Source organism: Actinomycetospora sp. CA-101289, assembly GCF_050955895.1.
Taxonomy (GTDB): Bacteria; Actinomycetota; Actinomycetes; order Mycobacteriales; family Pseudonocardiaceae; genus Actinomycetospora.
Genome location: NZ_CP192093.1, coordinates 3,562,572 through 3,589,034 on the forward strand (window position 1 = coordinate 3,562,572; position 26,463 = coordinate 3,589,034).

Consider the following 26,463-nt stretch of genomic DNA (forward strand, 5'->3'; position numbering starts at 1 on the left):
GTTCCGTCAGCCGACGGCCGGCTGCGGGGTGAACGTCCCCGCCTGCGGTCCGTAGACGCCGGCGCGCCCGTCGGCCTGCTCGCGCAGCGCCAGCACGGTGGCGACGCGCGACGCCGGGCCCTCGAGGGCGTCGACGGTGGACAGGCCGCTGCGCAGGGCCGGGTCGGCGCGCACGGCGGACACGGCGCCCGAGCCGGTGCGGCCCGCGATCACCGCGCCCGCCCCGACGCGGTCCATCTCGCCCGCGAGGCGGGTGAGCGTGGCGTCGCGCGGCGGGTCCGCACGCCCGCCGGTGACGACGAGGGCGAGCTCGGCCGGCGCCGGGTCGAGGGCGTCGGGGACCCGCAGGAAGCCGCCGTCGGCCAGCGCACGCAGGGCCGTCGTCGCCTCGGTGCCGGTGGCCTGCTCGCCGGCGCCGCCGGGGCGGGCGACGAGCAGCGAGCCGAGCAGCGAGCCGGTGAGCGAGCCGGTGTCGGTGGTGCTGGGCAGCTGCGCGCCCGCGGGCAGCAGCCGCGGCACCAGCGCCCGCAGCGCCTCGGCCTGGTCGGGGGCCAGGGCGGCATCGGTGAGGGCCAGCCGTCCCGTCACCCGCCCGCCGGCGGACTCGACGAGGCCGGCGACGGCGTCGACGTCGGCGGGGTCGGCGTCCGGCGCGGCGAGCACGGCGACGCCACGGCCCGGGAGCACACCGGCGACGGTGGACGGGGCGCCCGCGGCGACGAGCCCCTCGGTGGCCCGCAGACGGGCCTCGGCGGCGTCGCGCTCCCCGCGCACCGCGACGACCTGCCCGGCGAGCTGGTCACGGTCGGAGGTCAGCGCCCCGAGCACGCGCCCGGACAGCGCCGACGCCCCGAGGACGACCCCCAGGGCGAGCGCGAGCAGCACCGCCGCGATCGACACGACGTGGTACCGCAGCGACATCAGGTCCCCACCCCCGCGAACGCGGCCAGCACCGCGGCCCATCCCTCGCGCACGAGCAGCACGATCGCCTCGGCGGCCCCGCTGGCCAGCAGCGCCGCCGCGCCGACCGCGACCACGGCCAGCAGCAGGAGCAGCACCGCCCCGGTGGTGACGCGGTGGCGGTGCAGGGCCGCGACGGCCGCGCCGTCCACCAGCGTCGGACCCAGGCGCAGGCGGGTGAGCACGGTGGACGGGTTGCTGCCCGTCCGCCCGCGGTCGAGGAAGCCGGTCAGGGTGGCGTCGAAGCCGCACGCGACCACGAGCGACGCGCCGTGGCGGTGGGCCAGCAGCAGCGCCATGTCCTCGGGGTTCGCCGACGACGGGAAGCCGACCGGGTCGACGCCCGCGTCCTGCAGCCGCGCGAGGCCGGTGATGTGCCCGTCGAGGTCGGCCGGGATGACGACGTCGACGGCCTTGCGCGCGAGCTCCGGGTCGATCTCCAGCGCGGTCCCGACGAGCACCGCCGGCGTGTGCCCGGCCTCGCGCAGGGCCTCGGCCCCGCTGCCGACGCCGACGAGCACCGGACGCTCCTCGCGGATGAAGTGCCGCAGGCGCCGCAGCTCGGCCACGCGGTCGTGGCCCGGCGCGACGACCAGCACGGTCCGCCCGTGCAGCGCGGTCTCCAGCCCCGGGACGCCGACGCCGTCGAGCAGCATCGCCCGCTCGCGGTGCATGAACTCGGTGGTGTTCGCCGAGAACGCCTCCAGCTGCGACGCCAGCCCCGAGCGGGCCTCGGCGAGCTGGTCGGCGACCGTCTCGGCGGTCTGCGAGAACCCGCGGGCGACCTCGTCCTCGCCGACGAAGACCCCGCCGTCGTACAGGCGGATCGCCGCGCCGTCGCGCACGCGGCGCAGCACGCCCTCGCCGACGTCGTCGAGCAGCGCGATGCCGGCGTCGGTGAGGATCTCCGGGCCGAGGTTCGGGTAGCGCCCCGAGATCGACGGCGACACGTTGACGACCCCGGCGACGCCGGCGTCGACGAGCGCGTGGGCGGTCGAGCGGTCGAGGTCGACCTGGTCGATCACCGCCACGTCACCGCGGCCGACGCGGCGCAGCAGCTCCGGGGACACCGCCCCGCCCGAGCGTCCCCCGAGGCGCGCCGTGCCGACGACGCCGGCCGGCGCCTCCTTCGTGCGCCCTCGTGGCCACTTCATGCCCGCCACCCCGCACCCGTGCCACGACCCATGCCCCGATCGTCGCCGGACGGGCGGGCGTGGCGGGGCCGACGCGCCGCACGGGCGCGCAGCGGTCACCCAGCTCGGCGACCCCGGCGGGATCCGTTACGCCGCGTGGCCGCACCCCGGGTGATCGGGGTGGGCCCGTCCTCGGCGCCCCCAGCCGCGCGATCGGCGGCGGCCGCGCCCAGCAGCTCCTCCGCGTGCGCGCGCCCGGTCTCGGTCTCCTCGGTGCCCGCGAGCATCCGCGCGAGCTCGACGACCCGCTCGTCGTCGCCCAGCGTGCGCACGGCACTGCGCGTGACCCCGTCGGTGCCGACTCCCCCGTCGACCGCCTGCAGCCCGCCCTTGTCGACCACCAGGTGCCGGTCGGCGTACGCCGCCACCTGCGCGAGGTGGGTGACCACCACGACCTGGTGCGTCGCGGCCAGGCGCGCGAGCCGGCGCCCCACCTCCACCGCGGCGCGCCCGCCGACCCCGGCGTCGACCTCGTCGAACACCAGCGTCGGCGTGGTGTCGGCACCGGCGAGGACCACCTCGACGGCCAGCATCACCCGCGAGAGCTCGCCGCCCGAGGCGCCCTTGTGCACCGCCAGCGCGGGGGCGCCGGCGTGCGGGGTGAGCAGCAGCTCGACGTCGTCGACGCCGTCGGGGCCCGCCACCACGTGCCGGCCGTCGACCTCCAGCGCGTCGGACGCCCCGGGCGCGGCCTCCTTGGTGCCCACCGCGAGCTGCACCGACGCCGCGCCCATGGCGAGGCCGTCGAGCTCAGCGGACACCGCCGCCCCGAACCGCTCCGCGGCCTCGCGCCGCGCGGCCGACACCGCCGCGGCGTGGCCGGCGAGCTCGCCCGCGAGCGCCTCGGCCTCCGCGGCCAGCCCGGCCAGGGCCTCGTCCGAGGTGTCGAGGCCGGCCAGGCGCTCGCGCGCGCTGTCGGCCCAGGCCAGCACGCCCTCGACGTCGGCGGCGTACTTGCGGGTGAGGCTCTTGAGCTCGGCCTGGCGGGCGAGCACGTGCTCGAGGCGCTGCGGGTCGGCCTCGAGGCGCTCGAGGTAGTCGGTGAGCTCGGCGGCGGCGTCGCCGATCAGCGCCGCCGCCTCGGCCAGCCGCGGGTCGAGGCCGGCGAGCACCGGGTCGTCGCCGCCCTGCAGCCGTCGCCGTGCCTCGCCGAGGAGCGCGACCGCGTCGGGCTCCTCCCCCGTGCCCTCGGGCGGGCCCGCGAGCGCGGTGAGCGCGCCCGTGGCCGCGGCCCGGAGGTCGTCGGCGTCGGCCAGCCGGCGCGCCTCGGCGACCAGGGCGGCGTCCTCGCCCGGCTGCGGGGCCACGCCCTCGATCTCGCCGAGGCCGTGGCGCAGCATGTCCGCCTCGCGGGTGAGCTCGCGCGCCTGGTCGCGGCGCCGGGCCAGCTCGGCGACGGCGCGCCGCCAGGCCGTGCGCGTGCGCCGGTAGGCGGCCAGGGGCTCGGCCACCGCGGCGCCCGCGAACCGATCGAGCACCGCGCGCTGCTCGGACGCGCGCAGCAGGCGCAGCGCCTCGTGCTGGCCGTGCACCGCGAGCGCGGCGTCGGTGACGTCGCCCAGCACAGCCATGGGCACCGAGCGCCCGCCCAGGTGCGCCCGCGAGCGGCCGTCGGCCGAGACCGTGCGCGCGGCGATCAGGCTGCCGTCGTCGTCCAGCGCGGCGCCGGCGTCGGCGGCCAGGCGCAGGGCCGAGCGCTCCTCGGCGTCCGCGTCGTCGTCGGGCGCGTCGGGGCTGCCGGGCAGCAAGAACCGCCCCTCGACGGTGGCCCGCCCGGCGCCGCGGCGCACGCGCGACGAGTCGGCCCGCCCGCCCCCGAGCAGGTGCAGCCCCGTGACCACCATCGTCTTGCCCGCGCCGGTCTCCCCGGTGACCACCGTGAGTCCCGGGTGCAGGTCGAGGGTCGCGTCCTCGATGACTCCGAGGCCCTGGATCCTCAGCTCGCTGAGCACGGGCCTCACGATAGCCACGCCCCCCGACACCCCGGGGCCGAACACGCCGACCCGGTTCGAACAGGTGGTCGAACGGTCACCGCGACGCGGTCAGCGGGACGATCACCGCCGGCGGCCGCGCCACCCCTGCACGGGTAGCCCGAACTTGCGGACGAGCCGGTCGGTGAACGGCTGGACGCGCAGGCGCGCGAGCAGCACGGGGTTGCGTCCGCGCACCACCTCGACCCGCGAGCCCGGCGGCAGCTCGATGGTGCGGCGCCCGTCGCACACGAGCACGCCGGCATCGCCGCTGTCGGACACCTCGAGCGCCACCCGCGACTCCGGCGAGATCACCAGGGGGCGGGCGAAGAGCGCGTGGGCGTTGCTCGGCACCAGCAGCATCGCCTGCACCTCGGGCCACACCACCGGCCCGCCGGCGGAGAACGCGTAGGCCGTCGACCCGGTGGGCGTCGCGCACAGCACGCCGTCGCACGCGAACTCCGACACCGGGCGGCCGTCGACCTCGAGCACGATGTCGAGCAGGCGCGCCCAGTTCATCTTCTCGACGATCGCCTCGTTGAGCGCCCACGTCCGGCCCAGCTCGGTGCCGTTCTGGTGCGCGGAGACGTCGACGGTCATGCGCTCCTCGACGCGGTAGGTCTTGTTCACCACCGCGTCGAGGACCTCGTCGAGGTCGTCGATGTCGGCCTCGGCGAGGAAGCCGACGCGGCCGAGGTTGATCCCGAGCATCGGCACCCGGGCGTGGCGCGCGAGCTCGGCCGCGCGCAGCAGCGTCCCGTCGCCCCCGAGCACCATGACGATCTCCATGCCCAGCGCGGCGTCGGAGTCGGCCTCCACCGTCTGCGGGCACAGCTCGGGGGGCAGCTCGTCGAACAGGCCCTCGTCGGTGGAGTACTCGTCGGGCAGCACCCGCAGCGCGAACCCCGCCTCGGCCAGGCGCCGCGCGGCCTGGACCGCCACGCGCCGGGTGGCCTCGCGACCGGTGTGCACCACGAGCAGGGCGTCGCGCGTGATGCCGTCGCCCGTGTGGTCGCCGGCGCCCGGGTGCGTCTCCACCGAGTCCACGCTGTGCTCCCCCGCCTGCGGCGGGGCGACCCCGTTGCCCCGCACGTCGGACCCGGGCCCGGTCACCGAGGCCCTCCTGTCATCGCTCACGCCGGTCCCCGTTCCACGGCCCGCCGCACGAGCGCCTCGTCATCGGTGCTGTCCGTGCTCTCCGGCCCGCCGTCGGCGCGGCGCAGCCAGCAGAAGTACTCCACGTTGCCCGACGGCCCCGGCAGCGGGCTCGCGACGACGTCGCGCAGCGCCAGCCCGCGCGCGCGGGCGGCCGCGACGACGTCGAGCACGGTGGCCGCGCGCTGCTCCGGGTCGCGGACGACCCCGCCGCTGCCCAGGCGCTCGCGCCCCACCTCGAACTGCGGCTTGACCATCGGCACCAGGTCCCCGCCCGGCGCCGTGCACGCCACCAGCGCGTCGAGCACCAGGGCCAGCGAGATGAACGACAGGTCGGCGACCACCAGGTCGACCGGCCCGCCGATGTCGGCCGGCGTCAGCGACCGCACGTTGACGCGGTCGTGCACCGCCACCCGCGGGTCGGTCTGCAGCGCCCACACCAGCTGCCCGTAGCCGACGTCGACGGCGACGACCTCGCGCGCCCCGCGGCGCAGCAGCACGTCGGTGAAGCCGCCGGTGGACGCGCCGGCGTCGAGGCAGCGTCGCCCCTCGACGGCCAGCCCCTGCGGGCCGAACGCCTCGAGCGCGCCCAGCAGCTTGCTCGCGCCGCGCGACGCCCAGCCCGGGTCGTCGACGTCGTCGCGCACCACCAGCGCGGCGGCGGTCTCGACGGCGGTCGCGGGCTTGGTGGCCACCGTGCCGCCCACCGTGACCCGCCGGCCGGCGATGAGGCCTGCCGCGTGCTCCCGCGAGCGCGCGAGCCCGCGCCGCACCAGCTCGGCGTCGAGGCGCAGCCGGCGCGCGGTCGACCGGGCCACGGTGCTCAGGTCCCGTCCACGTCGGCCAGCACCGCGACCAGCGCGTCGTGCACGGCCTCGAAGCGGGCGGCGTGGTCGGCGGCGTCGATGTCGCCGTCTGTGTCCCCCTCCGTCGGCTCGGGGAGCGCGGCGGCGGCGGCGCGCAGCTCGTCGAGCGCCGGTGCCCCGGGGGGTCCGGGGCGCGGGGGGCCGGGCACGGTCATGGCGAGCGCCTCCCGACGTCGGTCCACGGCGGCCGGTCCCGGTGGCCGTCCGGCCCCCACGCTAACGCGTCAGCCCTCGCGGAGGCCGAGCGTGGTGATCACCTTCTCGGCGCGGTCGTCGTCGCCCCGCACGCCGTCGTGATCGCCGGCCCCGTCCCAGGCCGCCCGGCACAGGGCCCGCAGCGCTGCGACGTCGTCGTCGCCGGCCCCGTCCTCGCTGTGCAGGACGAGCGTGTCGCCGTCGCGGTCCGCCCGCCATCCGGCGGGCCCGCCGTCGACGACGCGCGTGGCCTCGAGGTCGCCGTCGAGCACCCGGAGGTCCGCGCCCAGGAAGGTCGGCCGGTACTCGGGGGGCGCGACGAGCAGGTCCGCGGCCGTCGAGACGCCGGTGAGGACGAGCAGGCTGTCGGTGTCGACGGCGTGGGCGCCCGCGATGTCGGTGTCGAGACGGTCGCCGATGATCAGCGGGTGCTGTGCTCCCGCCCGCTCGATCGCCTGCTGCAGCAGGGGGGCGGCCGGCTTGCCCGCCACCTGGGGCTCGCGGCCGCTGGCCAGCTCGAGCGCGGCGACCAGAGATCCGTTGCCGAGCATCATGCCCCGCTCGTGGGGCAGGGTCGGGTCGACGTTGCAGGCCACCCAGATCACGCCGCGCCGCAGCGCCAGCGTCGCCTCGGCGAGGATCGGCCAGCCGGTCTCGGGCGAGTGCCCCTGCACCACCGCGATCGGGTCGTCCTCGTCGGAGCGCACGGGCTCCAGCCCGACGAGGCGGATCTCCTCGCACAGCGCCTCGGTGCCGACGACGAGCACCTTGGCGCCCGGCTCGCACTGCTCACCGAGCACCGCCGCGCCCGCCTGCGCGCTGGTGACGACGTCCTCGGTCTCGAGGGTCAGGCCGAGCTCCCGCAGGTGGCCGGCGACCTCGTCCGGTCCGCGCGAGGCGTTGTTGGTGACGTAGGAGATCGTCGCCGTGGCCCGCGCGGCCTCGAGGCTCTCCACGGCGCCGTCGATGGCCGACGGGCCCTTGTAGACCGTGCCGTCGAGGTCGACGAGCAGCGCGTCGTAGCCGCTCACCCGCGTGTCCCGGCCGGCGCGTCCTCGTCGGCGTCCTCGCCGGTGTCCACCGCGCCCGGGTCGCCGACGCCGAGCATGATCGCGCGCTCCTCGGCGTCGGTCTCGCCCTCGACGTCGAGGCGCGCGGCCTCGAGGAACGCGCGCACGGCGTCGTCGGTGCGCCCGGCGGCCTGGAGGGCCTCGCCGTACGCGTAGAACAGCCGCGGCACCCACGGGTCGTCGCGCGACGCGTCGAGCTCGGGGACCTGCAGCCCGACGACGGCGGCGTCGACCTCGCCGAGGTCGCGCCGGGCCCCGGACACGACGATCAGCAGCTCGACGGCGTCCTCGGCCTCGAGGTCGCGGGCCTCGGGGCTGCGCGAGAGCTCGAGAGCCCGCTCCGGACGGCCCAGCGCGCGCTCCGCGTCGGCCATCACGGGGAGGTGCCCGTCGCCGCCCATCCGGCGGCTGGCGCGCAGCTCGGAGAGCGCCTCGGCCCACTCGCCGGCGTGGTACGCGGCGAGCCCCGAGGCCTCGCGGACGATCGCCACCCGGCTGGCCTTGTGACGGGCGAACCGCGCGTGCTCGAGCGCCGCCTCCGGCTCGTCGTCGACGAGCTCGCCGACCGCGACGAGGTGCCGCGCCACGAGGTCCGCCAGGTCCTTGGGCAGCCCGCGCAGGTCGCGGCGGGCCTCGGGGTCGAGGAGGTCGGGGGTCACGTCGTCGGGCAGCGGCGGCGCGACCGGGCGCGGCGCCGTGTCCTGGTGGCGCTCGACGGGGCGGTCGGTGTGCAGCTCGCGCTTGCGCGCCTTCTCGTCGTCGCTGAGCCCGCGGCGCTCGCCGGACCTCGCCTCACCGGATCCCGACGCGCGCGCCGGGCGATCGTCGCGACGACGGTCGGCCGGGCGGTCCTGTCGAGGCCCGTCGCGACGCGGCCGGTCGTCCCGGGGCCGGTCGTCCCGCGGGCGGTCGCTGCGGGGCTTGTCGTCACGGGGCCGGTCGGTGCGCGGCCGGTCGTCGCGCGGGCGATCACTCTGCGGCCGGCCGCCGCGGGGCTTGTCGTCGCGGGGTCGATCCCGCTGGTCCCGCTCACCGCGACCGCGCGGACGGTCGTCGTCGGTGCGGCCGGCGCCGGGTCCACCCTCGGCGGCCCGGTCCTCGCCCCGGAAGCGGTCGTTGCGGGCGTCGCTGCGCGGCCGGTCGTCCCGGTCGCCGCGCGGCCGGTCGCCGGACCGGTCCTGCCACGAGCCGCGGCGGGGGCCCTCACCGGTGCGGTCGTCCGTGCGGCCGCGGGTGTCGGGGCGCCCGGCCTGCCCGCCCCGGGGGGCACCGTCACGCGGGGGCCGCCCGCGGTCCTGCCCGCCCGACGGCCGGCCACCGGGAGCTCCCGGGCCGCGCCGCGGGCCGCCGCGGCCGGCGTCGTCTCCACGACCCTGGTCGTTCCGTCGGGGGCCTGCGCCACGGGGGTCCTGGCGGTCGTCGCCCCGACGGTCGGCACCGCCCCGGGGACGGTCACCACGACCGGTGGGGGCGTCACCGCGCCCGCGGGCGCCACCATCACCGCGCGCGGGGCGCTCGCCGCCGCGGGAGCGGGCGTCACCGCCGCGGGGGGCGCCACCTCGCCCGCGTCCGCCCTGCTGGTCGGGACGCGACGAGCCGGCGGTGCCGCCACCGCGGCCGCCGTCACCGGCCCTGCGAGAGCCGGCGGCGTCCGACGGATCCGACGACATGGGGCGGGCCTCCTGGAGACACACGAAAGGGCAGGGCTCCTACCGGAGTCCTGCCCGTCGTGGGTCGTGCTCGATGTACATGGTCCCACCCACGTGGCGGGGGTGGTCGGGTGTTCCGGCGGTGTCCTACTCTCCCACGACCTGTCGGTCGCAGTACCATCGGCGCTGGAGGGCTTAGCTTCCGGGTTCGGGATGGGTCCGGGCGTTTCCCCTCCGCTGTGACCACCGGAACACCCCACCACCCCCACAACGAGTGTGGGGTGGGGTGTGTGGTCGCTGGGATATGCACAGTGGACGCGAGTATTGTTGTTACGCAGCGCTTTCGAAGGTTTGCTCGTGACCCTTGATGGGTGTGTGGGCAAGTCCTCGGCCTATTAGTACCAGTCCACTGAACGCCTTGCGGCGATTACATGTCTGGCCTATCAACCCACTGGTCTGGTGGGGGCCTTAACCCTCGAAGGGTGGGAGACCTCATCTTGGAACAGGCTTCCCGCTTAGATGCCTTCAGCGGTTATCCCTCCCGAACGTAGCCAACCAGCCGTGCCCCTGGCGGGACAACTGGCACACCAGAGGTTCGTCCGTCCCGGTCCTCTCGTACTAGGGACAGCCTTCCTCAAGTCTCCTGCGCGCGCGGCGGATAGGGACCGAACTGTCTCACGACGTTCTAAACCCAGCTCGCGTACCGCTTTAATGGGCGAACAGCCCAACCCTTGGGACCTACTCCAGCCCCAGGATGCGACGAGCCGACATCGAGGTGCCAAACCATGCCGTCGATATGGACTCTTGGGCAAGATCAGCCTGTTATCCCCGGGGTACCTTTTATCCGTTGAGCGACACCCCTTCCACCAGGAGGTGCCGGATCACTAGTCCCGACTTTCGTCCCTGCTCGACCCGTCGGTCTCACAGTCAAGCTCCCTTGTGCACTTGCACTCAACACCTGGTTGCCGACCAGGCTGAGGGAACCTTTGGGCGCCTCCGTTACCCTTTGGGAGGCAACCGCCCCAGTTAAACTACCCACCAGGCACTGTTCCTGGACCAGATCATGGCCCGAGGTTAGATGCCCAATTCGACCAGAGTGGTATTTCAACGTTGACTCCACCCGCACTGGCGTGCGGGCTTCACAGTCTCCCACCTATCCTACACAAGCCGAACCGAGCACCAATACCAAGCTGTAGTGAAGGTCCCGGGGTCTTTCCGTCCTGCCGCGCGTAACGAGCATCTTTACTCGTAGTGCAATTTCGCCGAGTCTGTGGTCGAGACAGCGGGGAAGTCGTTACGCCATTCGTGCAGGTCGGAACTTACCCGACAAGGAATTTCGCTACCTTAGGATGGTTATAGTTACCACCGCCGTTTACTGGCGCTTAAGTTCTCAGCTTCGGGCTTGCGCCCTAACCGGTCCCCTTAACGTTCCAGCACCGGGCAGGCGTCAGTCCGTATACATCGTCTTGCGACTTCGCACGGACCTGTGTTTTTAGTAAACAGTCGCTTCCCCCTGGTCTCTGCGGCCCCACCCCGCTAACCCGCAAGGGGTTTCACGGAACAGGGCCCCCCTTCTCCCGAAGTTACGGGGGCATTTTGCCGAATTCCTTGACCACAGTTCGCTCGAACGCCTCGGTATTCTCTACCTGACCACCTGTGTTGGTTTGGGGTACGGGTCGCGTAGGAACTCGCTAGAGGCTTTTCTCGGCAGCATGGGATCACTCTGCTTCGCCGCAACCGGCTATGCGTCACGTCTCAGCCTCATGGTGCACGGATTTGCCTGTGCACCGGCCTACACGCTTGCACCAGCACTACCACTAGCTGGCGGAGCTACCCTCCTGCGTCACCCCATCGCTTGGCTACTACCAGGCAGGTTCCCGCGCTCCCCTGTTCGGTCCCCGAAGGGACCTGCAGGTTCGGGCGGTTAGCACACCTGGATTCGCCAGGGACGCGCCTACACGAGCACGGGAATATCAACCCGTTGTCCATCGACTACGCCTGTCGGCCTCGCCTTAGGTCCCGGCTCACCCTGGGCGGAAAAACCTGGCCCAGGAACCCTTGGTCATCCGGCGGCAGAGTTTCTCACTCTGCTATCGCTACTCATGCCTGCATTCTCACTCACACGGGCTCCACGGCTGGATCACTCCGCCGCTTCACCGCCCGCATGACGCTCCCCTACCCAACACCACCACCAGCTACGCCCACTACAGGCAAGCAGTGTTCACGTGGTGTTGCCGCGGCTTCGGCGGTGCGCTTGAGCCCCGCTACATTGTCGGCGCAGGACCACTTGACCAGTGAGCTATTACGCACTCTTTCAAGGGTGGCTGCTTCTAAGCCAACCTCCTGGTTGTCTGGGCGATCCCACATCCTTTCCCACTTAGCGCACGCTTAGGGGCCTTAGCCGGCGATCTGGGCTGTTTCCCTCTCGACGACGAACCTTATCGCCCGCCGTCTCACTGCCGCGCTCAACGCTCACCGGCATTCGGAGTTTGGCTGACTTCAGTAAGCTTGTAGGCCCCCTAGGCCAACCAGTGCTCTACCTCCGGTGAGTACCACGCGACGCTGCACCTAAATGCATTTCGGGGAGAACCAGCTATCACGGAGTTTGATTGGCCTTTCACCCCTACCCACAGCTCATCCCCCAGGTTTTCAACCCTGGTGGGTTCGGGCCTCCACGCCGTCTTACCGGCGCTTCACCCTGGCCATGGGTAGATCACCCCGCTTCGGGTCTAGAGCACGCGACTACAGATCGCCCTGTTCGGACTCGCTTTCGCTACGGCTACCCCTCGACGGGTTAACCTCGCCACGTACCGCTAACTCGCAGGCTCATTCTTCAAAAGGCACGCCATCACAACCCCACCACCAAGGTGGGCATTTGCTCTGACGGCTTGTAGGCGCACGGTTTCAGGTACTGTTTCACTCCCCTCCCGGGGTACTTTTCACCTTTCCCTCACGGTACTCGTCCGCTATCGGTCATCAGGGAGTATTTAGGCTTACCGGGTGGTCCCGGCAGATTCACAGCGAATTCCACGGGCTCGCTGCTACTCGGGGACACCGCAACAGATGAACGTGATGTTTTCGTCTACGGGGGTCTCACCCTCTACGCCGACGCGTCCCAACGCCTTCGACTAACACCACGAACACCCGCACCAGGGCGGCAGCCCTGATACACGGAACCCCACAACACCCCACCAGCAACGCCTGCCGGCTATCACACTGGCGGGGTTTAGCCTCTTCCGCTTTCGCTCGCCACTACTCACGGAATCACTGTTGTTTTCTCTTCCTGCGGGTACTGAGATGTTTCACTTCCCCGCGTTCCCTCCCACCGTCCTATACATTCAGACGGCGGTGACACCCCATGACGGGTGCCGGGTTACCCCATTCGGACACCCTCGGATCAACGCTCGGTTGACAGCTCCCCGAGGACTATCGCGGCCTCCCACGTCCTTCATCGGCTCCTGATGCCCAGGCATCCACCGTGCGCCCTTGACAACTTGACCAACACACACATCAAGAAATCACGACACAAACACGCTACAGAAACAAAAGATGCTCGCGTCCACTGTACAATTCTCAACGACCACACGAACCGCCACCCAACACCACCAACCGATGATGCAAGACGAACGATCGCCCCGAAGAACACAACAAAGCTCCCGCAAGCGGGAGCCCGGTTGTCCTCTCAGGACCCAACAGCGTGCCGCCCCGCACCCACCCGTGAACACACGGGCCGGCGCCGGGACTGTCTGGTGTTTCCACTTTTTCTCGAGCAACCCCCTCCCATCCCTCGAGCACCGCAGGCAGAACCTGCGAGCACGGGGAGGTACTGGGGCCCTCCACCCCTACAACCATGCGTGCACAGAACAGTCGCCTGTGGACACGCCAGCCGAGAAGTGTTCGGTGAAGCTCCTTAGAAAGGAGGTGATCCAGCCGCACCTTCCGGTACGGCTACCTTGTTACGACTTCGTCCCAATCGCCAGTCCCACCTTCGACCGCTCCCCCCCTTACGGGTTGGGCCACGGGCTTCGGGTGTTACCGACTTTCGTGACGTGACGGGCGGTGTGTACAAGGCCCGGGAACGTATTCACCGCAGCGTTGCTGATCTGCGATTACTAGCGACTCCGACTTCACGGGGTCGAGTTGCAGACCCCGATCCGAACTGAGACCGGCTTTACGAGATTCGCTCCACCTCACGGCTTCGCAGCCCTCTGTACCGGCCATTGTAGCATGTGTGAAGCCCTGGACATAAGGGGCATGATGACTTGACGTCATCCCCACCTTCCTCCGAGTTGACCCCGGCAGTCTCCCATGAGTCCCCGGCATAACCCGCTGGCAACATAGGACAAGGGTTGCGCTCGTTGCGGGACTTAACCCAACATCTCACGACACGAGCTGACGACAGCCATGCACCACCTGCACACCTGCCACAAGGGAACGCCCATCTCTGGACGCGTCAGGTGCATGTCAAACCCAGGTAAGGTTCTTCGCGTTGCATCGAATTAATCCACATGCTCCGCCGCTTGTGCGGGCCCCCGTCAATTCCTTTGAGTTTTAGCCTTGCGGCCGTACTCCCCAGGCGGGGCGCTTAATGCGTTAGCTGCGGCACGGAACCCGTGGAATGGACCCCACACCTAGCGCCCAACGTTTACGGCATGGACTACCAGGGTATCTAATCCTGTTCGCTACCCATGCTTTCGCTCCTCAGCGTCAGTATCGGCCCAGAGACCCGCCTTCGCCACCGGTGTTCCTCCTGATATCTGCGCATTTCACCGCTACACCAGGAATTCCAGTCTCCCCTGCCGAACTCTAGTGATGCCCGTATCGACCGCACGCCCAGAGTTGAGCCCCAGGTTTTCACGGCCGACGTGACACACCGCCTACGAGCTCTTTACGCCCAATAATTCCGGACAACGCTCGCACCCTACGTATTACCGCGGCTGCTGGCACGTAGTTGGCCGGTGCTTCTTCTCGACCTACCGTCAGCCCACCCAGAAGATGGACCTTCGTCGATCGCGAAAGAGGTTTACAACCCGAAGGCCGTCATCCCTCACGCGGCGTTGCTGCGTCAGGCTTCCGCCCATTGCGCAAGATTCCCCACTGCTGCCTCCCGTAGGAGTCTGGGCCGTGTCTCAGTCCCAGTGTGGCCGATCACCCTCTCAGGCCGGCTATCCGTCGTCGCCTTGGTAGGCCATCACCCCACCAACAAGCTGATAGACCGCGGGCCCATCCCCCACCGAAAAAACTTTCCACCCACCGGCATGCACCAGAAGGTCCTATCCGGTATTAGACCCAGTTTCCCGGGCTTATCCCGAAGTGGAGGGCAGGTCACCCACGTGTTACTCACCCGTTCGCCGCTCGTGTACCCCGAAGGGCCTTACCGCTCGACTTGCATGTGTTAAGCACGCCGCCAGCGTTCGTCCTGAGCCAGGATCAAACTCTCCAACAAAAAACATCGGAACAAAAGTCCCAGCAAAAAGCACCCGACCCCACTGGCAAACAAAGCCGGGCACACTCAAAGAAACCCCACGACACCACAAGACCAAAGCCCTGCAACGCCGACGAGGACAAACACACCAAACATCGGCACACTGTTGAGTTCTCAAAGGACAACCACACACGACTCTGCCAGACCCATTGGGCCGGGTTCCTCGCGGTGCTTCGCCACCGTACCACCCGCTCTGAGAGCGGACATCCGGGAGGGCGACCTCCCAACCTACTCGGCCGCGGAGCCCGGGGACAACCCCTGACCTCGCGACGAGCAGAACTCTACACACGCCCGAACCTGACCCGACGCGGGGGTGGATCACCGCGTCCGTGCTGGTCACCGCTGGTGCCCGGCCCCGCGGACGCGGGAACCCCCCGTCAGGTGCCCGCGAGCTCGACCCCGGCGGCGTTGCGCTTGCCGCGGCGAACGACGAGCCAGCGGCCGTGCAGCAGGTCCGCGTCGGCGGGCGCCCAGTCCTCGGTCTCGATCTTCGTGTTGTTCACGTACGCCCCGCCCTCGGCCACGGTGCGCCGGGCCGCGCCCCGGCTGGACGCCAGACCACTGCCGACGAGCAGGTCGACGATCGTCGGGTTCTCCGACCGCGTCGCGGTGAAGGACGGGATCTCGGCGACCGCCGCGGCGAGCGTCGCGGCGTCGAGCGCGGCCAGCTCCCCCCGGCCGAAGAGCGCGCGGCTGGCGGCCTCGGCGCGGGCGACCTCGTCCTCGCCGTGCACCAGCGCGGTCACCGCCCGGGCCAGGGCCCGCTGCGCCTCCCGTGCCTGGGGCTTCTCCGCGGTCAGCCGCTCGAGCTCGGTGATCTCGTCGTGGGACAGCCACGTGAAGGCCCGCAGGTACGTGCCGACCATCGCGTCCTCGGCCTGGATCCAGAACTGGTAGAAGGCGTACGGGCTGGTCAGCTCGCGGTCGAGCCACACCGTGCCGCTCTCGGTCTTGCCGAACTTGGTGCCGTCGGCCTTCGTGATCAGCGGTGTGCCCAGCGCGTGCAGCGACCGTCCCTCGACGCGGTGGACGAGGTCGGTGCCGGCGGTGAGGTTGCCCCACTGGTCGCTCCCGCCGGTCTGCAGCGTGCAGCCGTAGCGGCGGTACAGCTCGAGGAAGTCGTAGGACTGCAGCAGCTGGTAGGAGAACTCCGCGTAGCTGATGCCCTCGTCGGACTCCATCCGCCGGCTGACGGCCTCCTTGGCCAGCATCCGGCCGACGCGGAAGTGCTTGCCGACGTCGCGCAGGAAGTCCAGCGCCGACAGGCCCTCGGTCCAGTCGAGGTTGTTGACCAGCAGGGCCCCGTTCGCGCCCTCGAAGTCGAGGAACGGGCGCAGCTGCGCCCCGAGCTTGTCGACCCAGGCGGCGACGACGTCGCGGTCGTTGAGCGTGCGCTCCGAGGTGGGCTTGGGGTCGCCGATGAGGCCCGTCGCCCCGCCCACGAGCGCGATCGGGCGGTGCCCCGCCCGCTGGAAGCGCGCGAGGGTCAGCCACTGGAGCAGGTGCCCGATGTGCGCGCTCGGCGCGGTGGGGTCGATGCCCGAGTACAGCGTGACCATCCCGGCGTCGAGGTCGCGGCGCAGCGCGTCGAGGTCGGTGCTCTGGGCGATGAGGCCCCGCCAGGCGAGGTCGTCGAGGATGTGCAGGTCGGTCACGACCCCAGTCTGCCGAACGCGCTCACCAGTCCGGACCGTCGGTCCGCGCGCGTCCCGCCTTATACGGCGTGACGGCCGGGGAGCCGGCCACCCAGAACCGCCACGGCCGCTGCTGCCCGGCCGCGACGCCGACCCGCGGACCGGTGCGGACGTCGGCATCGGGCACCGGGTCGCCCGTCTCGAGGCGCACCGGCGACGCGGGGTCGAGCACGTCCACGCCGTCGTGCTCCCGGCCGAGCCCCAGCAGCGTGCACAGTCGCGCGGGTCCGCGGGCGAGCTCGGCGTCGCGGCCCCGGGCGGTGGGTCGCCGGACGTGCGCCACGCCGGGGTCGGAGAGGACCTCGCCCGCGCGCAGCAGCACCGCACCGGCCACGCCCTCGGTGAGGCAAACGACGTTGGCGCAGAAGTGCATGCCGTAGACGAAGTAGACGTAGAGATGGCCCGCCGGTCCCCACATCACGGCGTTGCGGGGCGTCCGGCCCCGGTAGCAGTGCGAGGCCGGGTCGTCGGCGCCGCGGTAGGCCTCGACCTCGACCACCCGGACGCGGACCTCGCCGTCGGGGGTCTCGGCGACGAGCTCGCAGCCGAGCAGGCGCCGGGCGGCGGCGAGCACGTCGTCGCGCAGGGCGGCGGCCGGGAGCAGGGACGTCATCGGCGCCGATCCTGCCCGTCGACGCGGCGGGTCAGCGCGGGGAGGTGCGGGCCAGGAAGTCGACGGCCCGGATGGCCGCGGGCTCGTCGTAGCCGACGGGCAGGTGCACCCGGCCCGAGGTGGTGCGGAAGTAGACCTCCCAGGCGTGGAAGCCGAGGAAGGCGCGCTCGTCGACCGCCATCAGCCCGGCGTAGGCGCGCACGGCGCGGACGTAGCGGACGTCGTTGTTGTAGCGCTTGAGCGCCCGGTCCAGGCCCGCGTCGGTGGCGCCGCCGTTGGCGCGCAGGTAGTTGGCGGCGCCGAGGATCGCGTCGTGCGGGTCGTCGATGTCGCCGCCCAGGCCGTAGCTCGCCCAGGTGCTGGGCATGAACTGCATCGGCCCGCGGGCGCCGGCCTCGGAGTTCGAGGCGATGCGGCCCATCCGCGTCTCGACGAGGTTGACCGCGGCGAGCACGTGCCAGGGCACGCCGAAGCGGTCCTGGGCCTCGGCGTAGAGCGTGCGGAGCCGGTCGGGCGGCAGCGGCTCGACGACCCGCCAGGCGGGCAGCTCGTCGCCGGGGACGCCGCGGGCCATACCGAGGAGGTCGCGGCCGGCGGTGACGATCTTGTTCGTGGTGTCGGCCGGTCCGGGCGGCAGGGCGGCGAGCACCGGGGCGAGGCGGTCGGGGTGGAAGGCGAGCTCCTCGTACGCGACCTGCGCGGTGCGCGCGGCCGCGGCGACCTCGGCGGGCGGCCGGGCGGGGTCGGCGATCGTGGCCTGGGCGGCCTCGACGGTGCGGGCGAGGGCCACCGGCTCCTCGGGGACGGCCGGGCCGTGGGGGCCGATCTCGTCGGAGGGCGGGGCCGTCGGTGTGGGGGGTGCGGGCGACGCCGGGGTGGCGGCCGGAGGTGGGGCGGGGTCGCCGGCGCAGGCGGTCAGGGCGGCGAGCAGGGCCAGGACGGCCACCCACCGACCGCCCCGCCTCGTCCCCACGTGGAGCAACGCTAACGACGCCCCGCGCGCTCGTCCGGGCGGCGCACGGAGCACCGCCCGGACGGACGTACGCCGAGGCTCGCGGAGCGCCGCTGCGCGGTGATCGAAGTGCCGATACGGACACTCAACGTCTGCGACGCCACTTCGCTGACACTGGGGCGTCAGCGGCGGGCGACCGGGCGGCCGGACCAGGCGTGGGCCTCGATGGCCGCGCCGGCGATGCGGTCGAGCTGCTCGGACACCCGCTTCGGGGCCGTGCCGCCGTGGGCGTCACGGGACGCGATGGAGCCCGCCACCGTGAGCACCCCGCGCACATCGGGGGTCAGGGCCGGGTCGCACGCGGCCAGCTCGTCGTCGGTGAGCTCGTCGAGCCCGACCCCCCGGGCCTCGGCCGCGCGGACGCAGGCGCCCGCCGCCGCGTGGGCCCGGCGGAACGGGACGCCCTGGCGCACGAGCCACTCGGCGAGGTCGGTGGCCAGCGTGAACCCCGCGGGCGCGAGCTCGGCGAGGCGGTCGGTGTGGAACTCGAGCGTCCTGATCATGCCGGCCATCGCCGGGAGCACCATCGCGAGCTGGGCCGCCGAGTCGAACAGCGGCTCCTTGTCCTCCTGCAGGTCGCGGTTGTACGCCAGCGGGAGGGCCTTGAGCGTCGTCATCAGCCCGGCGAGGTTGCCGACCAGCCGCCCGGCCTTGCCGCGGGCGAGCTCCGCGACGTCGGGGTTCTTCTTCTGCGGCATGATCGACGACCCGGTCGACCAGGCGTCGGCGAGCGTCACGTAGCCGAACTCCGCGGTGGCCCAGAGGATCACCTCCTCGGCGATCCGCGACAGGTCCACCGCCACCATGGCCAGCACGAACGCGCCCTCGGCGGCGAGGTCGCGCGACGCCGTGCCGTCGATCGAGTTGTCGACGGCGTCGGTGAAGCCGAGGTCCCGGGCCACCGCGGCCGGGTCCAGGCCCAGCGAGGTCCCGGCCAGGGCGCCCGACCCGTACGGCGAGTACGACAGCCGCCGGTCGAGGTCCCGGCAGCGGTCGACGTCGCGCAGCAGGGCCTGGGCGTGCGCGCTCAGGTGGTGGGCGAGCAGCACCGGCTGGGCGTGCTGCAGGTGCGTGCGCCCCGGCATCGGCGCATCGGGGTGCAGCCGGCCCTGGACGAGCAGCGCGTCGACCACCCCGGTCACCCCGCGCACCACCGCGCGCAGGGTGTCGCGCAGCCACATCCGCAGCTGGGTGGCGATCTGGTCGTTGCGCGAGCGCCCGGCCCGCAGCCGCCCGCCCAGCTCGTCGCCCACCCGCTCGATGAGCCCGCGCTCCATGGCGGTGTGCACGTCCTCGTCCTCGGGGGCGGCGACGAACGCCCCCGAGGCGACGTCGGCCTCGAGGCGCGCGAGCCCGTCGAGCATGCCCGCGAGCTGCTCGTCGCTGAGCAGGCCCGCGCCGTGCAGCACGCGGGCGTGGGCGCGGGAGCCGGCGATGTCGTAGGGCGCGAGCACCCAGTCGAACTGCGTCGACTTCGACAGCGCCGCCATCACCGCGTCCGGGCCGGACGCGAAGCGCCCGCCCCAGAGGGCAGACCCTTCCGGCATCAGGCCTGGTCCCGCCGGGCCGCGATCTTCGACGGGAGGCCCCAGAGCTGCACGAAGCCCTTGGCCAGCGACTGGTCGAACAGGTCGCCCTCGTCGTAGGTGGCGAGGTTGAAGTCGTAGAGCGACGCGGCGCTGCGCCGGCCCGTCGGCACCGCGCGGCCGCCGTGCAGCGTCATCCGGATCTCGCCGGTGACGTGCTCCTGGGTGGAGTCGACGAACGCGTCGAGGCTGCGGCGCAGCGGCGAGTACCAGAGGCCGTCGTAGACCAGCTCGCCCCAGCGCTGCTCGACCTGGCGCTTGAACCGCGACTGCTCGCGCTCGAGCGTCACGTTCTCCAGCTCCTGGTGCGCGGTGATCAGCGCGATCGCGCCGGGGGCCTCGTAGACCTCGCGGCTCTTGATGCCGACGAGGCGGTCCTCGACCATGTCCAGCCGTCCGACGCCCTGCGCGCCCGCGCGCTGGTTGAGCTGCTCGATGGCCTGCAGCACCGAGACCTTCTGGCCGTCGACCGTCACCGGCACGCCGGCCTCGAAGCCGATCACGACCTCGTCGACGTCGCGCGGCTCGGCGGGGTTCGCGGTGTAGGAGTAGACGTCCTCGATCGGCCCGTTCCAGATGTCCTCGAGGAAGCCGGTCTCGACCGCGCGACCCCACACGTTCTGGTCGATCGAGTAGGGCGAGCGCTTGTTGACGTCGATGGGCAGCGAGCGCTCCTCGGCCCAGGCGATCGCCTTCTCGCGGGTCCACGCGAAGTCGCGGACCGGGGCGATGACGTCGAGGTCGGGGGCGAGCGCGCCCACGCCGACCTCGAAGCGCACCTGGTCGTTGCCCTTGCCCGTGCAGCCGTGGGCGACGGTCGACGCGCCGTGGGCGCGGGCGGCGTCGGCCAGGTGCTTGACGATCAGCGGGCGCGAGAGCGCCGAGACCAGCGGGTACCGGTCCATGTAGAGCGCGTTGGCCCGCAGCGCCGGCAGGCAGTACTGCTCGGCGTACTCGTCGCGGGCGTCGGCGACGGCCGCCTCCACCGCGCCGCAGTCCAGGGCGCGCTTGCGGATGACCTCGAGGTCCTCACCGCCCTGCCCCACGTCGACGGCGACCGCGACGACCTCGCGCCCGGTCTCCTCGGCGATCCAGCCGATGGCGACCGAGGTGTCGAGACCCCCGGAGTACGCCAGCACGATCCGCTCGCTCACTGCTCTCCCTCTTCCTGCTCGTGCTCGATGTCCGGGGACGACCGCGCCGTCGTCCGTGTGCTCAGGGTCCGCAGCCGCGCCGCGAGACCGGCCCCGTCGAGGGGCTCGCGGGCGACGACGAGCACCGTGTCGTCGCCGGCGATGCAGCCGACCACCTCGGCCAGTGCCGCGCGGTCCAGCGCGCTGGCCAGGTAGTGCGCCGCACCGGGCGGGGTGCGCAGCACCGCGAGGTTGCCGGAGTGGTCCGCGGAGACCAGCAGCTCGGCGAGCAGCCTCGACAGTCTGTCGGTGCCGCCGACGACGCCGCGCACCGGGCTGCCGTCGTCGGGGACGACGTAGCGCCCGACCCCGCCGTCGGCGCCGCGCAGCTTCACCGCGCCCAGCTCGTCGAGGTCGCGCGACAGCGTCGCCTGGGTGACCTCGACGCCCTCGGACGCGAGCAGCCCGGCCAGCTCGGCCTGGCTGTGCACCTCGCGCTCGGTCAGCAGCGCGACCACGCGCGCCTGGCGGGCGGCCCGGCTGCCTATCGGCGTGCTCCCCCTATTGCCCTTCGCCGTCTCGGTCACGAGTGCTCCAGCAACCACGTCAGCACGGCCTTCTGGGCGTGCAGGCGGTTCTCGGCCTCGTCCCAGACCGCCGAGCGCGGCCCGTCGATGACCTCCGCGGTGATCTCGTCGCCGCGGTGGGCCGGCAGGCAGTGCAGGACGGTGACGTCCGGGCGGGCGCGGGCGACCAGCGCCTCGTCGACGCGGAACGGCGCCAGCGCCGCGCGGTCGCGGCCGTCGCCCTCCTGGCCCATGGAGGTCCAGGTGTCGGTGACGAGGACGTCGGCGCCCTCGGCGGCGGCCGGGTCGTCGGTGACGGTGACCGAGCCGCCGGTGTCGGCCGCTCGTGCCCGGGCGGCGTCGACGACGTCCTCGGCGGGTGTGAAGCCCGTCGGGCCGGCGATCCGGACGTGCATGCCGGCGGTCGCGCCGCCGAGCAGCAGCGAGTGGGCCATGTTGTTGGCGCCGTCGCCCAGGTAGGTCAGCGTCAGCCCGGCGGTGCGGCCGTGGCGCTCGGTGACGGTCTGCAGGTCGGCGAGCACCTGGCACGGGTGGAACCCGTCGGTCAGCGCGTTGACCACCGGGACGGTCGCGGACGCGGCCATCTCCTGGATGCGCTCCTCGCTGCTCGTGCGCCAGATGATCGCGTCGACGTAGCGCGAGAGCACCCGCGCGGTGTCGGCGATCGTCTCGCCGCGCCCGAGCTGGGCGGCGTTCCCGTCGATCATCACCGGGGTGCCGCCGAGCGCGGCGATGCCGACCTCGAAGGACACGCGGGTGCGGGTGGAGCTCTTGTCGAACACCACGGCGACCGCCCGCGGGCCGGCCAGGGGCCGCTGCCCGAACGGGTCGGCCTTCATCGTCGCCGCCAGCTCGAGCACCTCGGCCTGCTCAGCCGGGCTCAGGTCGTCGTCGCGCAGGAGGTGCCGCACGCCGGTGGTCAGCAGGGTCACGAGCCGGCCGCCTCGGCCGCGGCGGCGCCCTGGTCGAGCAGCCCGGGCAGGGCGGTGAGGAACCCGTCGACCTGCTCGTCGGTGACCACCACCGGCGGCGCGAGCCGCACGCGCCCCGGGACGGCGTTGTTGATCAGGTAGCCGACCTCGCGGGCGGCGGCGGTGACCTGGGTGGAGATCGGCTCGTGCAGCGCGACGCCGATGAGGATGCCGACGGCGTCGACGTGGTCGACCGCGCCGTGGCCCAGGCCCTCGATCCGCGCGGCGACGTCGCGGCCCAGCGCCGTGGCGCGCTCGAGCAGGCCGTCGGAGGCGATCGTGTCGAGCACGGCCAGCGCGGCGGCGCAGCACACGGGGTTGCCGCCGAAGGTGGTGCCGTGCTGGCCGGGGCCGAGGAGGTCCCCGGCCGCGCCGACCCCGATGCAGGCGCCGATCGGCAGCCCGCCGCCGAGGCCCTTGGCCAGCGTGACGACGTCCGGGACGACGTCGGTGCGCTGGTGGGCGAACCACAGGCCGGTGCGCCCGACCCCGGTCTGGACCTCGTCGAGCACGAGCAGCGCACCGCGCTCGGCGGTGATGTCGCGGGCGGCGCGCAGGTAGCCGTCGGCGGGGACGATCACGCCGGCCTCGCCCTGCATCGGCTCGAGGAACACGGCGGCCGTGTCGTCGTCGACGGCCGCGCGCAGCGCCTCGACGTCGCCGTAGGGCACGAACTCCACGCCGGGCACCAGCGGCTCGAACGGGGTCCGCTTCGCCGGCTGCCCGGTCAGCGACAGCGCGCCCATCGTCCGGCCGTGGAACGCGTTCTCGGCGGCGAGGATCTTCGGCCGGCCGGTGCGCCGGGCGATCTTGAAGGCCGTCTCGTTGGCCTCGGCGCCGGAGTTGCAGAACAGCACGCGCCCGGGGTGGCCGAGCAGGTCGAGCAGGCGCTCGGCGAGCTCGACGGTGAGCGGGTTGATCACGAGGTTCGAGGTGTGCCCCAGCGTCGCGACCTGGCGGGACACCGCCTCGACGACGGCCGGGTGCGCGTGGCCGAGGAGGTTCACCGCGATGCCGCCGAGCAGGTCGAGGTACTCGGTGCCGTCGGCGTCCCACACCCGGGCGCCCTCGCCGCGCACGAGGCTGATCGGCGGGGTGCCGTAGTTGACCATGAGCGAGGCGTTCCAGCGGCGGCGGAGGTCCTCACCGGTGATCGTCTGAGTCATGGTCAGGCCTCCTTCCCGTCGGCCGGGACGACCATCGTCCCGACCCCCGCGCTGGTGAACACCTCGAGCAGCACCGAGTGCGCCACCCGCCCGTCGATGACGTGCGCCCGGGGCACGCCGCCCTGCACCGCCCGCAGGCAGGCCTCCATCTTCGGGATCATCCCGCTGGACAGGGACGGCATCAGGGCCTCGAGCTCGACGTCGTCGATCGACGAGCGCAGGCTCGAGCGGTCGGGCCAGTCGCTGTAGAGCCCCTCGACGTCGGTGAGCACGACGAGCTTGCGCGCACCGAGCGCCTCGGCCAGGGCGGCCGCCGCGGTGTCGGCGTTGACGTTGTGCACCACGCCGTCGACGTCCGGGGCGACCGTCGACACGACGGGGATGCGCCCGCCGGCGACCAGGTCGAGCACGGCGGCGGGGTTGACGTCGACGACGTCGCCGACGAGCCCGACGTCGACCTGCTCGCCGTCGACGGTGGCCGTGCGGCGCGCGGCGGTGAACAGGCGCGCGTCCTCGCCGGAGAGCCCGACGGCGTAGGGGCCGTGGGCGTTGATCAGCCCGACGAGCTCGCGGCCGACCTGGCCCACCAGCACCATGCGGACGACGTCCATGGTCTCCGGGGTCGTGACGCGCAGGCCGCCGCGGAACTCGCCCTCCATGCCGAGCCGGCCGAGCATGGTCGTGATCTGCGGGCCGCCGCCGTGCACCACGACCGGGCGGATGCCGGCGAGGCGCAGGAACACCATGTCCTCGGCGAACGCGCGGCGCAGCGCGTCGTCGGTCATCGCGTTGCCGCCGTACTTCACGACCACGACCGCGCCCTGGAACCGCTGCAGCCACGGCAGGGCCTCGGCGAGCACGCCGGCCTTGGCCGCGGCCGCGTGGTAGCGGTCGGGGACGTCGGCGGGGACGGGGATGGACGTCAGCGTCTGATCGGTGTCGATGTCGGTCATGTGGAGTACGCGCTGTTCTCCTCGACGTACGCGTGCGAGAGGTCCGTGGTCAGCACGGTCGCCCGGCCCTCGCCGGCGCCGAGGCCGACCTCGACGGCGACCTCGGGGCCGGAGAGGTCGGCCTTGCTCCGGTCCCCCACCGCCGCCGCGGCCTCGCAGAGCAGCACCCCGTTGACGGTCACCGAGAGCCTCTGCGGGTCGACGTAGGCCTCGCTCGCGCCGACCGCGGCGGCGATGCGGCCCCAGTTCGGGTCGGAGCCGAAGAGCGCGGTCTTGACGAGGCTGTCGCGCGCGATCGCGCGGGCGGCGACCAGCGCGTCCCGGTCGTCGCGGGCGCCGGCGACGGTCACCGCGATCCGCTTGGTGACGCCCTCGGCGTCGGCCTGGAGGCCGCGCGCGAGGTCGTCGCAGACCTCGGTGAGCACCGCGGTGAACGCGTCGGCGTCGGCCTCGACCCCCGAGGCGCCGGAGGACAGCAGCAGCACGGTGTCGTTGGTGCTGGTGGAGCCGTCGATGTCGAGGCGGTCGAACGTCTGCGCGGTGGCCGCGCGGAGCGCCGCGTCGGCCGTGGCCGCGTCGACGACCGCGTCCGTCGTGACGACGACGAGCATCGTGGCGAGGCTCGGGGCCATCATCCCGGCGCCCTTGGCGAAGCCGCCGACCGTCCAGCCGTGGCGGCCGCGAGCGGCCTGCTTGTCGACCGTGTCGGTCGTCAGCACGGCCGTGGCCGCGGCGGTGCCGGCGTCCTCGCCGTCGGCGAGCTCCCCCGCCGCGTCGTCGACGCCGTGGAGCAGCTGCTCGATCGGCAGGCGCTCACCGATGAGGCCGGTGGAGCACACGGCGACCTCGATCGCGCCGCAGCCCAGGACGTCGGCGACCTTCTCGGCGGTGCGGTGGGTGTCGCCGAAGCCGTCCGGGCCGGTGCAGGCGTTGGCGCCGCCGGCGTTGAGCACGACGGCGCGCAGGCGCTGCTCGTGCAGCACCTGCTGCGACCAGAGCACGGGCGCGGCCTTGACCTGGTTGCGCGTGAAGACGCCGGCGGCGACCTGCTCGGGGCCGTCGTTGACGATCAGGGCGAGGTCGGGGCGGGTCGCCGTTGGGCCAAGAGAAGATTGAACCCGCAAGCCGGCCCGGACGCCGGCGGCCCGGAAGCCCTGGGCGGCGGTGACGCTCACGGGTGCACTCCCGTCGTGGGCAGGCCGAGGGTCTCCTCGAGGCCGAGGGCGAGGTTGACCGACTGGAACGCGCCGCCGGCCGTGCCCTTGGTGAGGTTGTCGATCACGGCGGTGACCACGAGGCGCCCGGCGTCGACGTCGACCGCGACCTGGAGCTGCACGGTGTTGGAGCCGACCACGGACTTGGTCGCGGGCTGGACGCCGGCGGGCAGCAGGTGCACGAACGGCTCGGCGTCGTAGGCCTTGGCGTAGGCCTCCCGCGCCTGGTCCTCGGTGACGCCGTCGTCGGCCAGCGGGGCGCTGGCCACCGCGAGGATCCCGCGGGGCATCGGCGCGAGCACCGGGGTGAACGACACCCGGACCGGCTGGGGGCTCACGGCCGCGAGGTTCTGCACGATCTCGGGGGTGTGCCGGTGGCCGCCGCCGACCCCGTACGCGGTGGCCGAGCCCATGACCTCGGCGCCGAGCAGGTGCGGCTTGGCCGCCTTGCCCGCGCCCGAGGTGCCGGAGAACGCCACGATGCTGACGTCGGGCTCGACCAACCCGGCGGCGACGGCGGGGAACGCGGCCAGGGTGCTGGCCGTCGGGTAGCACCCGGGGACGGCGATGCGCTGGGCGCCGCGCAGGGCCTCGCGAGCGCCGGGGAGCTCGGGCAGGCCGTAGGGCCAGGCGCCGGCGTGCTCGCCGCCGTACCAGCGCTGCCAGGCCGCGGGGTCGGTGAGGCGGTGGTCGGCGCCGCAGTCGACGACGAGCACGTCGTCCGGCAGCTGCGCGGCGAGCTCCGCCGAGCGCCCGTGTGGCAGGGCGAGGAACACGACGTCGTGCCCCGCGAGCTGCTCGGGCGTGGTCTCGGCGATCGTGCGGTCGGCGAGCGAGGGCAGGTGCGGCTGGTGGGCGCCGAGCGCGGAGCCCGCGGACTCCCCCGCCGTCACCGCCCCGATCTCGACCTCGGGATGGCCCAGGGCGAGCCGCAGCACCTCACCCCCGACGTACCCGCTGGCTCCCGCCACGGCGATGCGCATACGCATCA

At 72.9% G+C, this 26,463-nt stretch carries 19 protein-coding genes and 3 rRNA genes; all 22 read right to left on the minus strand.

From position 1 onward, the window contains the following. Window positions 1-6: 6 nt before the first annotated feature. The 22 genes from ACQPX6_RS17750 to argC all read right to left on the minus strand — a co-directional run bounded on the left by ACQPX6_RS17750 (window position 7) and on the right by argC (window position 26,461). Window positions 7-921 (minus strand): copper transporter, encoded by a 915-nt coding sequence (locus tag ACQPX6_RS17750; RefSeq protein ID WP_433781632.1) that lies wholly within the window; start codon window positions 919-921, stop codon window positions 7-9. After that, window positions 921-2,114, minus strand: coding sequence for a putative cytokinetic ring protein SteA (gene steA / locus ACQPX6_RS17755; RefSeq protein ID WP_433781633.1), 1,194 nt, complete (start codon window positions 2,112-2,114; stop codon window positions 921-923). Before steA ends, ACQPX6_RS17750 begins: the two co-directional genes overlap by 1 nt. Before the next feature lie 95 nt (window positions 2,115-2,209). Continuing rightward, window positions 2,210-4,105: a DNA repair protein RecN gene (gene recN, locus ACQPX6_RS17760; protein ID WP_433781634.1), complete on the minus strand. Its 1,896-nt coding sequence runs from the start codon at window positions 4,103-4,105 to the stop codon at window positions 2,210-2,212. Between the two features lie 102 nt (window positions 4,106-4,207). Next, on the minus strand, window positions 4,208-5,119 hold the full coding sequence (locus tag ACQPX6_RS17765) for an NAD kinase (protein ID WP_433788292.1): 912 nt from the start codon (window positions 5,117-5,119) through the stop codon (window positions 4,208-4,210). A gap of 137 nt (window positions 5,120-5,256) precedes the next feature. After that, window positions 5,257-6,096, minus strand: a complete 840-nt coding sequence (locus ACQPX6_RS17770; RefSeq protein ID WP_433781635.1) for a TlyA family RNA methyltransferase — start codon at window positions 6,094-6,096, stop codon at window positions 5,257-5,259. 5 nt (window positions 6,097-6,101) lie between these two features. Further along, window positions 6,102-6,299, minus strand: coding sequence for a hypothetical protein (locus ACQPX6_RS17775; RefSeq protein ID WP_433781636.1), 198 nt, complete (start codon window positions 6,297-6,299; stop codon window positions 6,102-6,104). A gap of 69 nt (window positions 6,300-6,368) precedes the next feature. After that, on the minus strand, window positions 6,369-7,370 hold the full coding sequence (locus tag ACQPX6_RS17780; RefSeq protein ID WP_433781637.1) for an HAD-IIA family hydrolase: 1,002 nt from the start codon (window positions 7,368-7,370) through the stop codon (window positions 6,369-6,371). Then, on the minus strand, window positions 7,367-9,079 hold the full coding sequence (locus tag ACQPX6_RS17785) for a hypothetical protein (RefSeq protein WP_433781639.1): 1,713 nt from the start codon (window positions 9,077-9,079) through the stop codon (window positions 7,367-7,369). The genes ACQPX6_RS17780 and ACQPX6_RS17785 overlap by 4 nt, the downstream gene beginning before the upstream one ends. Window positions 9,080-9,192: 113 nt before the next feature. After that, a 5S ribosomal RNA gene (rrf, locus tag ACQPX6_RS17790) occupies window positions 9,193-9,309 on the minus strand. Between the two features lie 124 nt (window positions 9,310-9,433). Next, a 23S ribosomal RNA gene (locus tag ACQPX6_RS17795) occupies window positions 9,434-12,558 on the minus strand. 414 nt (window positions 12,559-12,972) lie between these two features. Further along, window positions 12,973-14,504: ribosomal RNA gene (locus ACQPX6_RS17800) — 16S ribosomal RNA — on the minus strand. The 16S, 23S and 5S rRNA genes sit together here, the layout of an rRNA operon. Before the next feature lie 416 nt (window positions 14,505-14,920). Beyond that, complete coding sequence (gene tyrS / locus ACQPX6_RS17805) at window positions 14,921-16,198, minus strand: tyrosine--tRNA ligase (protein WP_433781640.1); 1,278 nt, start codon at window positions 16,196-16,198, stop codon at window positions 14,921-14,923. 22 nt (window positions 16,199-16,220) lie between these two features. Continuing rightward, complete coding sequence (locus ACQPX6_RS17810; RefSeq protein WP_433781642.1) at window positions 16,221-16,850, minus strand: DNA-3-methyladenine glycosylase; 630 nt, start codon at window positions 16,848-16,850, stop codon at window positions 16,221-16,223. A 31-nt stretch (window positions 16,851-16,881) separates the two neighbouring features. Next, window positions 16,882-17,796 (minus strand): lytic murein transglycosylase, encoded by a 915-nt coding sequence (locus ACQPX6_RS17815; protein ID WP_433781644.1) that lies wholly within the window; start codon window positions 17,794-17,796, stop codon window positions 16,882-16,884. Between the two features lie 188 nt (window positions 17,797-17,984). Then, the gene (argH, locus tag ACQPX6_RS17820; RefSeq protein ID WP_433781645.1) at window positions 17,985-19,409 is read right to left on the minus strand and encodes an argininosuccinate lyase; all 1,425 of its coding nucleotides are present in this window, start codon (window positions 19,407-19,409) and stop codon (window positions 17,985-17,987) included. Further along, window positions 19,409-20,602, minus strand: coding sequence for an argininosuccinate synthase (locus tag ACQPX6_RS17825; RefSeq protein ID WP_433781646.1), 1,194 nt, complete (start codon window positions 20,600-20,602; stop codon window positions 19,409-19,411). The genes argH and ACQPX6_RS17825 overlap by 1 nt, the downstream gene beginning before the upstream one ends. Then, window positions 20,599-21,168 (minus strand): arginine repressor, encoded by a 570-nt coding sequence (locus ACQPX6_RS17830; protein ID WP_433781647.1) that lies wholly within the window; start codon window positions 21,166-21,168, stop codon window positions 20,599-20,601. The genes ACQPX6_RS17825 and ACQPX6_RS17830 overlap by 4 nt, the downstream gene beginning before the upstream one ends. Then, window positions 21,165-22,100, minus strand: coding sequence for an ornithine carbamoyltransferase (argF, locus tag ACQPX6_RS17835; RefSeq protein WP_433781649.1), 936 nt, complete (start codon window positions 22,098-22,100; stop codon window positions 21,165-21,167). Before argF ends, ACQPX6_RS17830 begins: the two co-directional genes overlap by 4 nt. Beyond that, window positions 22,097-23,305: an acetylornithine transaminase gene (locus ACQPX6_RS17840; RefSeq protein WP_433781650.1), complete on the minus strand. Its 1,209-nt coding sequence runs from the start codon at window positions 23,303-23,305 to the stop codon at window positions 22,097-22,099. Before ACQPX6_RS17840 ends, argF begins: the two co-directional genes overlap by 4 nt. A gap of 2 nt (window positions 23,306-23,307) precedes the next feature. Beyond that, a complete protein-coding gene (gene argB, locus ACQPX6_RS17845; protein WP_433781651.1) occupies window positions 23,308-24,258 on the minus strand; it encodes an acetylglutamate kinase in 951 nt (316 codons plus the stop codon). Then, window positions 24,255-25,433, minus strand: a complete 1,179-nt coding sequence (gene argJ / locus ACQPX6_RS17850; protein WP_433781652.1) for a bifunctional glutamate N-acetyltransferase/amino-acid acetyltransferase ArgJ — start codon at window positions 25,431-25,433, stop codon at window positions 24,255-24,257. The genes argB and argJ overlap by 4 nt, the downstream gene beginning before the upstream one ends. Further along, window positions 25,430-26,461 (minus strand): N-acetyl-gamma-glutamyl-phosphate reductase, encoded by a 1,032-nt coding sequence (gene argC / locus ACQPX6_RS17855; protein ID WP_433781653.1) that lies wholly within the window; start codon window positions 26,459-26,461, stop codon window positions 25,430-25,432. Before argC ends, argJ begins: the two co-directional genes overlap by 4 nt. Between the last annotated feature and the right edge of the window lie 2 nt (window positions 26,462-26,463).

Bases quoted from the DNA above. Each gene is read 5' to 3' on its own strand.
- ACQPX6_RS17750 (WP_433781632.1), bottom strand. From the start codon at position 921: ATGTCGCTGCGGTACCACGTCGTGTCGATCGCGGCGGTGCTGCTCGCG.
- steA (WP_433781633.1), bottom strand. From the start codon at position 2,114: ATGAAGTGGCCACGAGGGCGCACGAAGGAGGCGCCGGCCGGCGTCGTC.
- ACQPX6_RS17775 (WP_433781636.1), bottom strand. From the start codon at position 6,299: ATGACCGTGCCCGGCCCCCCGCGCCCCGGACCCCCCGGGGCACCGGCG.
- ACQPX6_RS17785 (WP_433781639.1), bottom strand. From the start codon at position 9,079: ATGTCGTCGGATCCGTCGGACGCCGCCGGCTCTCGCAGGGCCGGTGAC.
- ACQPX6_RS17810 (WP_433781642.1), bottom strand. From the start codon at position 16,850: ATGACGTCCCTGCTCCCGGCCGCCGCCCTGCGCGACGACGTGCTCGCC.
- argH (WP_433781645.1), bottom strand. From the start codon at position 19,409: ATGCCGGAAGGGTCTGCCCTCTGGGGCGGGCGCTTCGCGTCCGGCCCG.
- ACQPX6_RS17840 (WP_433781650.1), bottom strand. From the start codon at position 23,305: ATGACTCAGACGATCACCGGTGAGGACCTCCGCCGCCGCTGGAACGCC.
- argB (WP_433781651.1), bottom strand. From the start codon at position 24,258: ATGACCGACATCGACACCGATCAGACGCTGACGTCCATCCCCGTCCCC.
- argC (WP_433781653.1), bottom strand. From the start codon at position 26,461: ATGCGTATGCGCATCGCCGTGGCGGGAGCCAGCGGGTACGTCGGGGGT.